The organism is Bartonella sp. AP9QHHD (assembly GCF_042195625.1).
Lineage (GTDB): Bacteria > Pseudomonadota > Alphaproteobacteria > Rhizobiales > Rhizobiaceae > Bartonella.
Genome location: NZ_JBHIOP010000004.1, coordinates 42,590 through 57,869 on the forward strand (window position 1 = coordinate 42,590; position 15,280 = coordinate 57,869).

Annotated in this window: 11 protein-coding genes, 3 tRNA genes and 1 pseudogene; 13 read left to right on the forward strand and 2 right to left on the reverse strand. The window is 37.2% G+C overall.

All coding sequences use genetic code 11. From position 1 onward, the window contains the following. Positions 1 to 8: 8 nt before the first annotated feature. From clpP to ACFIK4_RS00425, 4 genes are all read left to right on the forward strand, one after another. A complete protein-coding gene (gene clpP / locus ACFIK4_RS00410) occupies positions 9 to 641 on the forward strand; it encodes an ATP-dependent Clp endopeptidase proteolytic subunit ClpP (protein ID WP_375611281.1) in 633 nt (210 codons plus the stop codon). A 182-nt stretch (positions 642 to 823) separates the two neighbouring features. Beyond that, positions 824 to 2,098: an ATP-dependent Clp protease ATP-binding subunit ClpX gene (gene clpX / locus ACFIK4_RS00415; protein ID WP_273723371.1), complete on the forward strand. Its 1,275-nt coding sequence runs from the start codon at positions 824 to 826 to the stop codon at positions 2,096 to 2,098. 183 nt (positions 2,099 to 2,281) lie between these two features. Next, the gene (gene lon, locus ACFIK4_RS00420) at positions 2,282 to 4,708 is read left to right on the forward strand and encodes an endopeptidase La (protein ID WP_375674519.1); all 2,427 of its coding nucleotides are present in this window, start codon (positions 2,282 to 2,284) and stop codon (positions 4,706 to 4,708) included. Between the two features lie 229 nt (positions 4,709 to 4,937). Beyond that, positions 4,938 to 5,216, forward strand: a complete 279-nt coding sequence (locus ACFIK4_RS00425) for an HU family DNA-binding protein (RefSeq protein WP_375611283.1) — start codon at positions 4,938 to 4,940, stop codon at positions 5,214 to 5,216. Between the two features lie 1,056 nt (positions 5,217 to 6,272). Here the strand turns inward: ACFIK4_RS00425 and trmFO are convergent. Continuing rightward, the gene (gene trmFO, locus ACFIK4_RS00430; RefSeq protein ID WP_375645457.1) at positions 6,273 to 7,685 is read right to left on the reverse strand and encodes a methylenetetrahydrofolate--tRNA-(uracil(54)-C(5))-methyltransferase (FADH(2)-oxidizing) TrmFO; all 1,413 of its coding nucleotides are present in this window, start codon (positions 7,683 to 7,685) and stop codon (positions 6,273 to 6,275) included. 134 nt (positions 7,686 to 7,819) lie between these two features. Here trmFO and ACFIK4_RS00435 point away from each other — a divergent pair. The 6 genes from ACFIK4_RS00435 (at position 7,820) to ACFIK4_RS00460 (ending at position 13,797) form a co-directional block, all read left to right on the forward strand. Beyond that, positions 7,820 to 7,902 (forward strand) — tRNA-Leu (locus ACFIK4_RS00435). Positions 7,903 to 8,037: 135 nt separating this feature from the next. Further along, positions 8,038 to 9,465 (forward strand): trigger factor, encoded by a 1,428-nt coding sequence (gene tig / locus ACFIK4_RS00440; RefSeq protein WP_375674522.1) that lies wholly within the window; start codon positions 8,038 to 8,040, stop codon positions 9,463 to 9,465. A 130-nt stretch (positions 9,466 to 9,595) separates the two neighbouring features. Then, positions 9,596 to 11,095: an Asp-tRNA(Asn)/Glu-tRNA(Gln) amidotransferase subunit GatB gene (gene gatB / locus ACFIK4_RS00445; protein ID WP_375611286.1), complete on the forward strand. Its 1,500-nt coding sequence runs from the start codon at positions 9,596 to 9,598 to the stop codon at positions 11,093 to 11,095. A 181-nt stretch (positions 11,096 to 11,276) separates the two neighbouring features. Beyond that, positions 11,277 to 11,675, forward strand: a complete 399-nt coding sequence (locus tag ACFIK4_RS00450) for an NADH:ubiquinone oxidoreductase subunit NDUFA12 (RefSeq protein WP_375638123.1) — start codon at positions 11,277 to 11,279, stop codon at positions 11,673 to 11,675. An 89-nt stretch (positions 11,676 to 11,764) separates the two neighbouring features. Continuing rightward, positions 11,765 to 12,190 carry a DUF2155 domain-containing protein gene (locus ACFIK4_RS00455; RefSeq protein ID WP_375611302.1) on the forward strand — a complete coding sequence of 142 codons (426 nt, stop codon included), beginning with the start codon at positions 11,765 to 11,767 and terminating at the stop codon, positions 12,188 to 12,190. Between the two features lie 875 nt (positions 12,191 to 13,065). Then, a complete protein-coding gene (locus ACFIK4_RS00460) occupies positions 13,066 to 13,797 on the forward strand; it encodes a rhomboid family intramembrane serine protease (protein ID WP_375674525.1) in 732 nt (243 codons plus the stop codon). Here the strand turns inward: ACFIK4_RS00460 and ACFIK4_RS00465 are convergent. Continuing rightward, on the reverse strand, positions 13,794 to 14,624 hold the full coding sequence (locus ACFIK4_RS00465; protein ID WP_375612889.1) for a TrmH family RNA methyltransferase: 831 nt from the start codon (positions 14,622 to 14,624) through the stop codon (positions 13,794 to 13,796). The two genes, ACFIK4_RS00460 and ACFIK4_RS00465, sit on opposite strands and share 4 nt — an antisense overlap. A 205-nt stretch (positions 14,625 to 14,829) precedes the next feature. Here ACFIK4_RS00465 and ACFIK4_RS00470 point away from each other — a divergent pair. The 3 genes and pseudogenes from ACFIK4_RS00470 to ACFIK4_RS00480 all read left to right on the forward strand — a co-directional run. Continuing rightward, positions 14,830 to 14,913: transfer RNA gene (locus ACFIK4_RS00470), tRNA-Tyr, on the forward strand. A gap of 31 nt (positions 14,914 to 14,944) precedes the next feature. Beyond that, positions 14,945 to 15,018, forward strand: a tRNA-Gly gene (locus ACFIK4_RS00475). Between the two features lie 182 nt (positions 15,019 to 15,200). Next, positions 15,201 to 15,280: pseudogene (locus ACFIK4_RS00480) on the forward strand (elongation factor Tu); the annotation flags it as partial.

Here is a 15,280-nt window from a genome sequence, read left to right on the forward strand (position 1 = left end):
GTAAAAATATGAGTGATCCAATGAAAACAGCATTAAGCCTTGTTCCTATGGTTATTGAACAAACAAATCGTGGTGAACGGGCCTATGATATTTTTTCCCGTCTTTTAAAGGAACGGATTATTTTTATTAATGGACCTGTTGAAGATGGTATGGCAATGCTTGTTTGTGCACAATTGCTTTTTTTGGAAGCGGAAAATCCTAAAAAAGAAATTAGTCTTTATATTAATTCTCCAGGTGGTGTCGTAACATCTGGTATGGCTATTTATGATACTATGCAGTTTATTCGCCCTCCTGTTTCTACGCTTTGCATGGGGCAAGCGGCATCTATGGGGTCTTTATTATTAACGGCTGGAGCAAAAGGTCATCGTTTTACATTGCCAAACGCACGTATTATGGTGCATCAACCATCTGGTGGTTTTCAAGGTCAAGCTTCAGATATTGAGCGACATGCGCAAGATATTATAAAGATGAAACGGCGTTTAAATGAAATTTATGTTCAACATACGAGTCAAGATTATGAGGTTATAGAGAGAACTCTCGATCGCGATCATTTTATGACAGCAGAAGAAGCCAAAGCGTTTGGCTTAGTTGATGATGTTATACAATACCGTGCAGAAACTGAAAAAGAAGAAAAAGATTAAGAATTTTTATAGAAAAAACAGCTACTTTAAATCAAGAGTTTTATAAAAAATATCGCAAAATAAGAGAAACACCTAAAAGTATTGAGACATGCATGGTTTTCTATATGTCTTTTAGTTTTCATGATGAAAGGCTTCCTTTGAAAAGGCAAAGTGTTCATATATTGTGGTGAAAGGAAAGAAAAATGAGCAAAATTAGCAATAGCGGGAACGAATCAAAAAATACTCTCTATTGCTCGTTCTGCGGCAAGAGTCAGCATGAGGTGCGTAAGCTCATTGCGGGGCCTACTGTATTTATCTGTGATGAATGTGTAGAGCTTTGCATGGATATTATTCGGGAAGAAAATAAGTCTTCTGGGGTTAAGGTGCGTGATGGTGTTCCTACGCCACAGGAAATTATAACAGTTCTTGATGACTATGTTATTGGTCAGCAGCATGCAAAGCGTGTTCTTTCTGTTGCTGTTCATAATCATTATAAACGGTTGGCGCATCAGTCTAAAAGCAATGATATTGAGTTGGCTAAATCAAATATTCTTCTTGTTGGTCCAACGGGTTGTGGTAAAACTTATCTTGCACAAACATTAGCACGTATTATTGATGTGCCTTTTACGATGGCGGATGCTACCACTTTGACTGAAGCAGGTTATGTGGGGGAAGATGTTGAAAATATTATTCTTAAGCTCCTTCAAGCAGCAGATTATAATGTTGAACGTGCACAGCGTGGTATTGTTTATATCGATGAGGTTGATAAGATTTCTCGTAAAGCAGACAATCCTTCTATTACAAGAGATGTTTCGGGGGAAGGAGTTCAGCAAGCATTATTAAAAATTATGGAAGGAACGATTGCTTCTGTTCCTCCTCAAGGTGGACGTAAGCATCCGCAACAAGAGTTTCTTCAGGTTGACACCACAAACATCTTATTCATTTGTGGGGGAGCTTTTGCAGGTTTAGAACGGATTATTTCAGGGCGTGGTGAAAAAACTTCTATTGGTTTTTCTGCGACTGTTAAGGCTCCGGATGAGCGTTGTGTCGGTGAAATTTTTCGTGATTTAGAGCCTGAAGATCTTATTAAATTTGGTTTAATACCAGAATTTATTGGGCGGCTTCCTATAGTCGCTACCTTAGAGGATTTAGATGTTAACGCCCTCATGCAAATTTTATCCCAACCTAAAAATGCGTTAGTAAAGCAATATCAGCGTCTTTTTGAAATGGAGAATGTTGAGTTAGCATTTCATGAAGATGCTTTACGTGTTATTGCAAAGAAAGCAATTGAACGTAAAACTGGTGCTCGTGGTTTACGTTCTATTATGGAGAAGATCCTTCTTGAGACGATGTTTGAGCTACCGGCTCTTGAAGGCGTTCAAAAAGTGGTTATTTCGAGTGATGTCGTTGATGGTAAAGCGCGTCCTCTTTATATTTACTCAGAACGTGCAGAAGATAAAGAAAATGTATCAGCATGACATTGTGCGATGCACAATATAAAAGGTGGTAGTGAACGGTATTTGATAGGTGTTTCTAATAATATCATTATAATGCTTGATTTATGTATGAGTAATTACCACTTCATGTACAGTGAAGAGCTGAGATTTTCTAAAGGTGGGCTAATTGTTGTAGATAGCTCATAGGCTCCAGAAAGGAGAGTTATGCAATATATTGATGAAAAGACAGATGAAGTAAGAGATGGGGTTTATGCTGTTTTACCTCTTCGTGATATTGTTGTCTTCCCCCATATGATTGTTCCACTTTTTGTGGGCCGCGAAAAATCAATTCGTGCTCTTGAAGAAACGATGGCGGTTGATAAGCAAATACTATTGGTGACACAAAAAAATGCTTCTGATGACGATCCAAAATCAGAGGATATTTATCATATTGGTACATTTGCTAATATTCTTCAACTTTTAAAGCTTCCTGATGGTACTGTAAAGGTTTTGGTTGAAGGAACTGCACGTGCAAAAATTAGTCAATTTTCTTTAAGTGAAGGTTATCATCAGGCTTTTGCAACTGTTACAGAAGAACCTAGAGAGAGTGATGTTGAGATTGAAGCTCTTTCAAGGTCAGTGATTACTTATTTTGAAAACTATGTAAAGCTTAATAAAAAAATCTCTCCTGAAGTTGTGAATGCGATTGGCCAGCTTGATAATCCTTCTAAGCTTGCCGATACGATTGCTTCTCATTTGATGATTAAACTGGCAGAAAAACAGGAAATATTAGAGCTCTTACCTGTGCGGGCCCGTCTTGAACGTGTTTTGTCCTTCATGGAAGGAGAAATTTCTGTTTTGCAGGTTGAAAAACGTATTCGTTCGCATGTTAAACGGCAAATGGAAAAAAACCAACGAGAATATTATCTCAATGAGCAGATGAAGGCTATTCAAAAAGAGTTAGGAGCAGGTGATGATAGCCGAGATGAACTCTCTGAATTAGAAGAACGTATCAAGAATACAAAACTATCCAAGGAAGCACAGGAAAAAGCTGGAGCAGAATTGAGAAAATTACGGAATATGTCTCCTATGTCTGCAGAAGCGACAGTTGTACGTAACTATCTTGATTGGTTATTAGCAATGCCTTGGGGTAAAAAATCTAAGATTAAAAACAATTTAGATTTTGCTGAAAAGGTCATGAATAATGAACATTTTGGTCTTGAAAAAGTTAAGGAGCGAATTATTGAATATTTGGCCGTACAAAGTCGCGCGTCAAAGATAAAAGGTCCCATTATTTGTTTGTTAGGTCCTCCAGGTGTAGGGAAAACATCATTAGCGCGCTCTATTGCAAAGGCAACGGGACGTGAGTATGTTCGTATCTCATTGGGAGGTGTCCGAGATGAAGCAGAAATTCGTGGACATCGCCGAACATATATTGGCTCGATGCCTGGGAAAATTATCCAGTCTATGAAAAAAGCAAAAAAATCTAATCCGCTTTTCTTGCTTGATGAAATTGATAAAATGGGCCAAGATTTTCGTGGTGATCCTTCATCCGCTTTATTAGAAGTTCTTGATCCTGAACAAAATGGTACATTCATTGATCACTATTTGGAAGTTGAATATGATCTTTCTGATGTCATGTTTATCACAACTGCCAATACGCTTAATATTCCAGGTCCGTTAATGGATCGTATGGAAATTATTCGTATCGCTGGTTATACTGAATGTGAGAAAATGGAAATTGTTAAACAGCATCTTTTACCAAAGGCACTAAAAGATCACTGTTTATCTAAAAAAGAACTCAGTATTTCTGATGGCGCACTAAGGTCAATTATTCAGTTTTATACACGTGAGGCAGGCGTTCGTAACCTTGAACGTGAACTCATGAAAATTTCCCGCAAATCCGTTACAAAAATTCTCAAAACACATCAAAAATCTGTAAAAGTTACAGAAAGTAATATTCATGATTTCTTGGGTGTTAAACGTTATCATTACAATCAGATTGAAGGAGAAAATCAAGTTGGTGTTGTAACAGGTCTTGCGTGGACAGAAGTCGGTGGAGAGTTATTGACTATTGAAGGAGTTATGATGCCCGGCAAAGGGAAGATGACTGTAACTGGAAATTTACGTGATATTATGAAAGAGTCCATTTCAGCGGCAGCATCTTATGTACGTTCTCGTGCTGTTGATTTTGGTATTGAACCTCCACTTTTTGAAAAACGCGATATCCATGTTCATGTTCCAGAGGGTGCGACACCAAAAGATGGCCCATCGGCTGGGATTGCAATGGTGACAGCAATTGTTTCGGTCCTTACAGGAGTAGCTGTGCATAAAGATATTGCAATGACTGGTGAAATTACTTTACGTGGACGCGTTTTACCCATTGGTGGATTAAAAGAAAAACTCTTAGCAGCTCTTCGAGGAGGGATAAAAAAAGTACTTATTCCTGAAGAAAATGCAAAAGATTTGGTTGATATTCCTGATGATGTCAAAAATAATATGGAAATTATTCCGGTAAATCATGTGAGTGAAGTTTTGAAACACGCTTTGGTTCGTTTTCCAGACACTATTGAATGGAAAGAACCCTCTACAGGGGCTGTGCCAATCCGGTCAGAGAGCAGTGATAGTGAAGGAATACAGATTGCGCACTGATTCACTTATCTCATTTATAACGGCATTTTTTAGGTGGTAGAAGATGTTGTTGAGGTTATTATTCTGTTTTTTGTTGGAAAAAGTGAAAAATTCCGTGAATAACTGTGATTATTGCTAAAAAAACAATGTTTTGGATAAAAATAAGACTTCTGTTTGCTGTACTTTTCAATAAACTGACCAATAACATGATTAAGTCATGTTCAGGTAATATAGGGAAAGGAAATATTTTATGAATAAAAGTGAATTCGTTAGCTCCGTTGCTGAAAAGGCAGGTGTTTCGAAAGCGCAAGCTGGTGCTGTTGTTGATGCTTTTATGGCTTCTGTAACAGAAGCTTTGGCTTCAGGGGGAGATGTTCGTCTTCCAGGTTTTGGCACTTTTGAAGTTTCTCATCGTGCTGCAACAAAGGGGCGTAATCCTTCAACTGGTGCTGAAATCGATATTCCAGCACGTTCTGTACCCAAATTTTCTGCAGGAAAAAGCCTTAAAGAAGCAGTTAATAAAAAATAATTTAAGCTACATTAAAAAAACCCGATTTATTTATAAGCGGGTTTTTTTAACACATGTGTTATGCTTGTTTTTCACATAAAACTTTGAGATCCTTGCGATATTTTTTATTTTCATGTATTGCTGAAATATATTGTTTTTAGTCTTTTCAATGAAATATTGTACTGTATTAATTGAGCGCGGGTATGGCTTATAAAATGTAATATTAACTTTTATTACGCTGAAGTGTTACGGTATTTATTTCAAAACAAGATCCGTAAATAATATGAAGCGGAAAACTCTGTAAAGTCCATAAAAGTTATTATATATCACCATTTACGCTTAATAAAAGTGCATGTTGGTGCCACCTTGCTATCTATTTTCTCAGTTCCTATAATGTTGCGACTAGCCCCAGATATCTGAGACGAGTGCATAAGGGATAGTTTTATTCTTTTACTCTTATACGCCAACCTTTCTTGTGACGCACCAAGAGGATAATTTTATTGATTTATTATAAGATCCTGAAATAAAAAAATCTTTTGATATTCAGATTTGGTTTTTAATATTGGGATTTTTCTTGGCATTTGAGAGGGGAGAGATAGCTCCAGCTCTATCCTACAAATATTTTTTCCATATCTTTATTTCACTTGTGATATGCAAGCGAGTATTTTTCCTTCATCATACAAGAGTTAAAATGAGAGAACATCACAAATTTTGAGGGAGGAAGTTAAAAAACAGAAAAATTACTCTTATAAAATAATATACATTACGTAATATAAAAACTATTAATAAAGATAGTACAGTATTACTTGTGTATCTCCATTTATTTATTTTGATTATTCATAATATGTTTATATAATTATTTTGTTTTTAGTCATTAAATCATATTAAATTATTGATAGCGGTAAAGTTTTTTTATAGCCAAAAGTTATTTTACAGCATCTACATAATTGAATAAATGATGAAACGTAGGGTAGTATTTATTGATTGGGGGAGACAGTCTTTAAAAGGCTTTAGAATGATTTTTTCACGAGAGTTATAAAGATCTATTCAGTAGGAGAGAGGCGAATCGTGTGTTTTTTATAAACAGGAGCTCTTTGATTCTTTATTTGCTAACCACTGAGTACAATCATTGAGAGCTCTCGCTGTTATGGCTTGTTTTTTTACTAATTTTTTTTCTTTACTTGGTAAGCGTTTTCCTGAATGTTTAATAGAAGCAATAGGCGGAAAGAGTCCGAAATTGATATTCATTGGCTGAAAAGATTGTGTTTCTGCTTTTTCATCTATGATGTGTCCCCCTGTAATATGATTCAAAAGGGCTCCGAATGCTGTAGTTTGTGGGGGTAGGCAAGGGGAAATATGATGATATTCGGCAGCAGCAAAACGTCCAGCAAGAAGCCCTATTGCCGCTGATTCTACATAACCTTCACATCCGGTAATTTGCCCTGCAAAGCGTAGTTGTTTTTTTTGTTTTAAACGAAGGGTTTGATCAAGAATAATTGGCGAGTTGAGGTAGGTATTGCGGTGAAGACCACCAAGACGCGCAAACTCTGCTTTTTCAAGACCGGGAATCATTCTAAAAATGCGAATTTGTTCACCATATTTCAATTTTGTCTGAAAGCCGACCATATTATAAAGCGTTCCAAGTTTATTATCTTGGCGTAATTGAACGACGGCATAGGGTTTAACTGTAGGGTTATGGGCATTAGTTAAGCCCATAGGTTTCATAGGACCATGTCTTAACGTTTCAAGTCCGCGCTCAGCCATAATTTCAATGGGGAGGCATCCATCAAAATAGGGCGTTTTTTCAAAGTCACGAAACTCTGTTTTTTCAGCATTTTTTAACGCTTCAACGAATGTTTCATATTGTTCTTTGTTGAGGGGACAATTAAGATAATCTTTTCCTGTTCCCTCAGGACCAATTTTATCATAGCGAGACTGATACCAACAAATGTTGATATCAATACTGTCGGTATGGATAATAGGTGCAATTGCATCAAAAAAAGAAAGAGCTTTTATACCGGTTATTGCTTGTAATTTTTGAGCAAGTGCAGGCGATGTAAGGGGGCCTGTTGCAATGACAACATGTTTCCAAGCTTTAGGAATTTCTTGAACTTCTTCACGTTTGATTGTTATAAGAGGGTGGTTTTCTAGTGCTGTTGTAACGGTTTTTGAAAATCCATCACGGTCAACGGCAAGAGCACTCCCTGCAGGGACTTTATTGGTATCAGCAGCTTTCATAATTAATGATTTCGCTAATCGCATTTCAGCATGGAGAAGTCCTACGGCATTTGTTAATGAATCATCGCAACGAAACGAATTTGAACAAACCAGTTCTGCCAATTTATCGGTTTTATGGGCATCTGATTTTTTTTCGGGTCGCATTTCATGCAAAACAACAGAAATTCCTGACTGAGCGATTTGCCAGCTTGCTTCACACCCCGCAAGACCGCCACCGATGATATGAATTGGGATATCAAATGTCTTTAACATAATTGACTTTTAGCGTAAGCAGTTATGTATGAAAAGCATAGATTTTGTTTTTTTTAATATATTTGTTTGCTTTTTTTCTGTAATTAATGGTATAGAAACGCCGCTTGTATAAGGTTATTAGCTTGTAAGTTTGAGCGGATGTGGCGAAATTGGTAGACGCACCAGATTTAGGTTCTGGCGGGAGACCGTGGGGGTTCGAGTCCCTCCATCCGCACCAAAGCAATCCCTTAAGTGCTACGGATTTCTACGTGTCTGAAATTCCGCTTCATGGTAAATGTAACACTCGAAGTGTTAGAATGTAATGATTATTAGAGTGGGTTGATCCCTCTCCTTAGAAAAATGAAGGTGTTTAATGCAGGTTACCGAGACGCTTAATGAAGGACTGAAGCGCGAAATTAAGATCGTGGTTCCAGCGAAAGATTTAGAAGAAAAGTTGAATGAACGATTGGATGATACCAAGGGAAAAATCAAGCTTAATGGTTTTCGTCCCGGTAAAGTGCCTAGTGGGCATTTGCGAAAAATGTATGGTAAATCCTTTATGGCGGAGATTCTCAATGAGATACTCAGTGATGCACCCCGTTCTATTTTAGCGGACCGCAATGAACGTGCAGCGATGCAGCCAAAAATTGATATAGATGAAGATGAAAAAATTCTAGATGGCAAAGCTGATTTTACTTTTAGTTTAAAGTATGAAGTTTTACCAAAAATTGACATTAAAGATTTTGAACATATTAAGGTTATCCGTGAAATTGCAATTATTCCTGAACAGGATATTGATGATCAAGTCAATCGCGTCCTTTCTTCTACGCGTAATTATTCTCTAAAAGAGGGGAATTCTGAAGAAGGTGATCGCATTACCATAGATTATCAAGGTAAGCTTGAAGGCGTTCCATTTGAAGGTGGGGCAGATAGTGATGCACAACTGATTCTTGGGGCAAAACAATTTATTCCTGGTTTTGAAGAGCAATTGGTTGGTGTGAAAGCTGGGGATGTAAAAACGGTTTTTGTTAAATTTCCTGATAATTACAGTGCGGCACATTTGGCGGGACGGGAAGCAGAGTTTGACATTACTGTCAAAGCTGTCTTTAAACCAGATGAATTAAAAATTGATGATGAAGCAGCGCAAAAAGTTGGTTTAGAGTCTCTAGATCGCTTACGTGAGGTCGTTCGTGGGCAGATTGAAAGCCAATATGGTTCAGTGACACGTCAAAAAGTTAAGCGTCAAATTCTTGATGCTTTAGATGCTGATTATAATTTTGAGATTCCTGAAGAACTTTTAGAGGTTGAGTTTAACAATATATGGGCTCAGGTTAATGATGATTTGAAAAAGGCTGGGCGCAGTTTTGAAGATGAAGGTATTACAGAAGAAAAGGCACGGGAGGAATATCGTGTCCTTGCGCAGCGTCGTGTTCGTCTTGGTTTGGTGCTTTCTGAAATTGGAATGAAGGTTGGTGTTAAAGTTAGTGAGGATGAGCTAAAAGCAGCAGTTTTTGATCAGGTTCGCCAGTATCCTGGACAAGAGAAAGAGATTATGGATTTTTTCCGTAAGACTCCGGAAGCTGTTGAAAATCTACGTGCTCCGATTTTTGAAGAAAAGGTCATTGATCATTTATTAGCACAGATAAAAGTCACAGATAAAGAAGTGACGGTTGAAGAGTTGATGAAAGAATATGACGAATCAGATATCCCTGAAGAAAAGCCGGCAAAGAAAAAGTCTGCAGTGAAAGAAACGTCTACAGAGAAAAAACCAGCTAAGAAAAAGGCTCCTAAAAAAGCTTAATATTTATGCAAACAGAACAAGCCCGATAGAAACGGGCTTGTGTTGTAAGATTTATGTCCTGGGGTTACACTGAGAGAATGGTTTTAGATAAGCCATGAGTAAATTTTAAAATATTGGTAGTGGATTGGCAATGAGCATCATTGATACGCGTACTCCTGATTCTAAGCGTTTTATTTCTGGAGTTACAGGTGATTGGGAAGTCATCATTGGCATGGAAGTTCATGCGCAAATCATATCAAATTCAAAACTTTTTTCAGGAGCATCAACAAAATTTGGTGCAGAGCCGAACAGTCATGTATCACTTATTGATGCAGCCATGCCAGGTATGTTACCTGTTCTTAATCAAGAATGTGTTCGTCAAGCGGTTCGAACGGGGTTAGGATTAAAGGCGCATATTAATTTAAGATCTGTTTTTGATCGCAAAAACTATTTTTATCCAGATTTACCGCAGGGGTATCAGATTTCTCAATTTCGCTATCCGATTGTGGGAGAGGGAAAGATTATTATATCTGTTGGTCCAGATTCGAATGGCCAATTTGAGGATATTGAAGTGGGAATTGAGAGGTTGCATCTTGAACAAGATGCTGGAAAATCGATGCACGATCAACATCCAACAATGTCTTTTGTAGATCTTAATCGTTCTGGTGTTGCTCTTATGGAAATTGTTTCCAAGCCTGATATGCGCTCATCAGATGAAGCCAAAGCCTATATGACAAAATTGCGTACGATTGTTCGTTATTTGGGCACTTGCGATGGCAATATGGATGAAGGTTCTATGCGTGCAGATGTCAATGTATCTGTTCGTCGTCCTGGTGAAAATTTTGGAACGCGCTGTGAAATTAAAAATGTGAATTCTATTCGCTTTATTGGTCAAGCAATTGAATATGAAGCGCGTCGTCAGATCGCAATTTTAGAAGATGGAGGCGTCATAGATCAAGAGACTCGGCTTTTTGATGCCGCTAAAGGTGAAACGCGCTCTATGCGCTCAAAGGAAGAAGCGCATGACTATCGTTATTTTCCTGATCCTGATCTTTTACCGTTAGAATTTGATCAAGCATTTGTGGATGCTTTGGCAGCAGACTTACCAGAGTTGCCTGACGCTATAAAAGCACGTTTTGTTAAGGAAATGGGATTGACAGTGTATGATGCTTCCATTCTTGTGACAGAAAAGGCTATTGCTGATTATTTTGAAGAGGTAGCGCGTGGGCGTGATGGAAAAATAGTTGCCAATTGGGTGATTAACGACCTTTTAGGGGCTTTAAATAAAGATAATCGTGAGATTGAAGAGTCACCAGTATCGCCAAATCAATTGGGAAGCATTATTGATCTTATAAAAGAAGGAGTTATTTCTGGAAAAATTGCCAAAGATCTTTTTGAGATTATTTGGAATGAGGGGGGAGATGCACGCCAAATTGTAGAAGAACGAAATATGAAGCAGGTAACGGATACAAAGGCTATTGAAAGAGCTGTTGATGAGATCGTTGCCAATAATTCTGATAAAGTTGCGCAAGCAAAGCACAAACCTGCTTTAGCTGGTTGGTTTGTTGGACAGGTAATGAAAGTAACAGGTGGTAAGGCAAATCCCCAAGCTGTTAATGAATTGGTTAAGATGAAACTTGGCATAGATTAAATTTTATGGGGTGGAGAAGAAGCCATACATATGATATCTTCTTGAAATTAAAGGATAGCACGTTAACCTATCAATTGGAATTGTAGTTGAATTTACTAGTAACTTTTTCGATAATTTCAATCGTTAATAATTTTATTCCAACGATTAATTTCATGAACGCACTAAATGAATGGAATAGCAGATGGCTCGTTTTTTTAAGCAAATCTTCACATGGTGGAATGGCAATACCATTGGTACGCGTTTTTTCACATGGCGCAAAGGTAAGCGGATAGGGGAAGATCAATTTGGAAATATATATTATGAAGGAGGACTTCATAAGGATGGTTATCCGCACCGTTGGGTTATCTATAAAGGCTATTCTGAGGCCTCTACTATTCCACCAGGTTGGCATGGCTGGATTCATCATCGCTGTGAGTGTCCACCAACACAAGAGGATTATCATCCTTATGAATGGGAAAAGCCACATGTTGCCAATATGACAGGAACAAATGAGAACTATCGACCAAAGGGGGCTATCACCTCCAATGGAGAGCGTTCTTGTGTGCATGAAGATTATGATGCGTGGTCACCTAAAAAATAACATGTTTTAATGTGCGTGTGTATTTTTGTCTTATTTGACTCTATGTTATGAAAAGAATTATTTTTTAAGGTGCGATTGATTTTGATATGATGAGATTTTTTTTATTGTTAGGGGCGAGGCATTTTTTTTATATTTTTTTTATGGAAATTTTAGTGTTTTTATCCTTAAATAATGGGGTGCGGGCTGAGCGTATTAGCAATGGAATTGCTGTTTTTGCAGGTCTTGACAAAATCACGGGACGGACCACACGTTTTGAAGTTACTCTTGGTAAAATTTATCAGTACGGCGCATTACAGGTAACACCACGTGCGTGTTATACGAGCTCTAAAGATGAACCCACGCGTACAACTGGTTTTGTTGAAGTCAATGAAGTAACATTAGATAAAAAAATACGGCGTATTTTTACAGGATGGATGTTTGCAGATAGTCCTGGTTTGAACGCTGTTGAGCATCCTATTTATGATGTGTGGTTAAAGGATTGCAAGCAGAATGCTCAAGATCTTCCTCTTCAATAATTAGTGTGTTATCTATTTATAATACATTGATTTATAATGGTCCTTTATCATTTTACAACTTAATAGCAAATTCCTATGATTACCTCATTTAATTTTTTTTATATTGAATAATCCAAACTATTCTCTTGCGCGTTACAAGTGGCGGATGTGTCAATAACACTGTCTAAAAAAGGAATAAAAAATTCCGTCATGAACTGTTTAAATTCAAAGATGCATCATTAGAATCAACATATTTTTTAAGTGTTTCATAAGAGACAGTTCTTGAATTATATCTGTTAAAGGTTGAAATGAAAGGCTTGTTTATATTTGTTAAAGAGATGAACTGACGCTTTTGCATGTATGTGGGAAACAGATTATCAAGTAAGTAATTTATCATGAAACACTAATTATTATATCTAGAGAACGCTGTATTGGTATTTTTCTCATAGAGATGTCGTTTTTCGTTCAAAGCGTAGAAGCAATGCAGGCCATATTAATGGAAAAATTGAGATTTAAGATTCTTTAAAGTTTATCAATCGAAGTATAGCTTGGTTAAAAAATGCAATAATCAATATATTTCTAGTAAGAAAATAATGTTTATATATTTTTATTATACACCACCTCATAAGTGAGTTTGTCTATTCGTAAGTTCTTGTATATTGCATGGTAACTTCACATTTAAGTAAGTAGGATACCACTAAGTTTGTAAATCATATTCTTGATATCCATGCTTTTTAAAATCTTTTGTATAAAATACACGTGTTTTCATATAGAGCTATTGAAAATTTAAAAAGGGGTTTCGAAGAGGCGTTGAGAAGATTCTGCATCACTGGGAATGGTATATTTATTTTGTATAAAGTATAACCCATTTTCTAAAAAATACGAGATTTTATACAATGAAAGTTTCTAGTCACCAACATAATGATGTTTCCCGATTGCCAAAACAACCTAAAGAACCCTTATTGAATGTTCCATTTATTATAGTTGTTTTGATAGCATTTTGTTTTTGTCTTTATTGCATTTCTCAGTATTTTTTTTCTCATCATGTTTATGTTGAAAGCCTTGAGCTTTTTTCATTTATACCAGCATTGTTTAAGAGGGATCCTGTAGCATTTTGTTATACCATGGTGAGTTATTCATTTATGCATAGTAGTTTTAAACATATTGCTCTTAATATGGTTTGGCTTTTGGTTTTCGGCTCTCCTTTAGCAAGGCATTTTGGTGTTTTACGTTTTTTAATTTTTTGGGTGTTAACGGCAGTTATTTCTGTTTTGACTTATTTTACATTTCATCAAGAAAGTACCATATCACTTATTGGGGCGTCAGGTGCCGTATCTGGAATGATGGGTGCTATTGCACGTTACGGTTTTCCTAGTGGTAATCTAGCTGTCAATGCGCAGAACGAAAAACTTTTAGGACCTTTATTATCTGTCAAAAAAGCTCTGTGTTCTAAGGGGGTTCTTGTTTATATGAGTGTATGGCTGACGACTGATTTGATCATAGGTATTTCTTCTATTTTGTTTGAAGAAAATGGCATCTCAATAGCATGGGAAGCTCATATTGGCGGGTTTTTTGCGGGTTTTTTGTTGGTTGGTTTTTTTGATGTTTCACAAAAAATTAAAAACTAGAATCTAAGATATTGATGTGCCACATAAAGAGCTATTGTTGCTGCATTTGAAACATTTAATGATTTAATATTTCCAGGCATGTCAAGGCGTGTTAAAGCGCAAACGGTTTCGCGTGTTTTTTTACGTAAACCTTTACCTTCTGCTCCTAAAACAAGAGCAATTTTATTCCCTGTTAATGCTGTTTCTAGAGGTTGGTCACCTTCTGAATCGAGACCAAAGCTTGTAAAACCTGTTTGATGAAGTTCTTGAAGAGCTTCAGCAAGGTTTCGTACGGTAATATAATGAATCATTTCCAGAGCTCCAGATGCCGCTTTCGCAAGAACACCGCTTTCGTGGGGAGAGTGACGGCAAGTTGTAATAAGTGCTTTAGCTTTCAATGCAACTGCAGAGCGCATAATAGCGCCAACATTATGTGGATCGGTAATTTGATCCATGACAATGACCAGATCAGTATTGGTTAGTTCCGACAGTTTGCATGGTTTGAGGGGGAGAGTTTCCAAAACAATACCTTGATGAACAGCCTCACTTCCAACAAGCGAATCAAGATATTTTGGGGTGCATAATGTAACAGAGCAAGGATAATCTGATTCGGATATATTTAATCGTTTTAAGGCATTTTGTGTAACGTAAAGACATTTTAAAATTCTTTTTGGGTTTTCTAAAGCAGCCTGAACAGAATGAATGCCATAAAGATGGATGATCTCTTGCTGTAAAGAAGCAGCTTTCTTCTTTGGGTGTGTAAAAGATCGAGAAGGAGAGCCTTTTGTATCGCGATATCGGCGACGCAAACGAGCATAATGAGAATTTTGTGATGTTTTTTCTTTCATAGCTTCTTTATAACGTGTTAATAAGAAAAATAGAGAGAAAAAATCTATGATTTAAAATTATGAGCAGGAAATTTGTACAGAATTGTATTTATTCTGTTGACAGATACAATAGTAATCGTCATAACCACTTCGCAATCAGATTGAATTGAATGGGTATTCAAGATGGTTGTCGTGATGTCTCATTGCGCGACTTTATCGGTGTAATGGAGGGGTGCCCGAGTGGTTAAAGGGGGCGGACTGTAAATCCGTTGCGTATGCTACGTTGGTTCGAATCCAACCCCCTCCACCATTCATCGAAGGAGAGTTAGTACGTGGGTCATGCGGGTATAGCTCAATGGTAGAGCAGCAGCCTTCCAAGCTGAATATGCGGGTTCGATTCCCGCTACCCGCTCCAAATGATTATTGGTGATTGGGCAAATAGGTATGATGGAGGATATTCCATTTATAGATTTGGTGGGGTTTTCCGTCTAAGAGTTGTGGTGATTAGGCTGTTTTCAGTCTGGTCAGACTTAAGTTTTGCAGAACTGTCCCTAGGTGCTAATAAAATATAGGGAATAAAACAAGAGATTAATAGCAATGGCGAAGAGCAAGTTTGAACGAACAAAACCGCATGTTAATATTGGTACGATTGGTCACGTTGATCATGGGAAGACCTC

Coding starts and splice junctions, on each gene's coding strand:
- clpP (WP_375611281.1), top strand. CDS start 9: ATGAGTGATCCAATGAAAACAGCATTAAGCCTTGTTCCTATGGTTATT.
- clpX (WP_273723371.1), top strand. CDS start 824: ATGAGCAAAATTAGCAATAGCGGGAACGAATCAAAAAATACTCTCTAT.
- lon (WP_375674519.1), top strand. CDS start 2,282: ATGCAATATATTGATGAAAAGACAGATGAAGTAAGAGATGGGGTTTAT.
- ACFIK4_RS00425 (WP_375611283.1), top strand. CDS start 4,938: ATGAATAAAAGTGAATTCGTTAGCTCCGTTGCTGAAAAGGCAGGTGTT.
- trmFO (WP_375645457.1), bottom strand. CDS start 7,685: ATGTTAAAGACATTTGATATCCCAATTCATATCATCGGTGGCGGTCTT.
- tig (WP_375674522.1), top strand. CDS start 8,038: ATGCAGGTTACCGAGACGCTTAATGAAGGACTGAAGCGCGAAATTAAG.
- gatB (WP_375611286.1), top strand. CDS start 9,596: ATGAGCATCATTGATACGCGTACTCCTGATTCTAAGCGTTTTATTTCT.
- ACFIK4_RS00450 (WP_375638123.1), top strand. CDS start 11,277: ATGGCTCGTTTTTTTAAGCAAATCTTCACATGGTGGAATGGCAATACC.
- ACFIK4_RS00455 (WP_375611302.1), top strand. CDS start 11,765: ATGAGATTTTTTTTATTGTTAGGGGCGAGGCATTTTTTTTATATTTTT.
- ACFIK4_RS00460 (WP_375674525.1), top strand. CDS start 13,066: ATGAAAGTTTCTAGTCACCAACATAATGATGTTTCCCGATTGCCAAAA.
- ACFIK4_RS00465 (WP_375612889.1), bottom strand. CDS start 14,624: ATGAAAGAAAAAACATCACAAAATTCTCATTATGCTCGTTTGCGTCGC.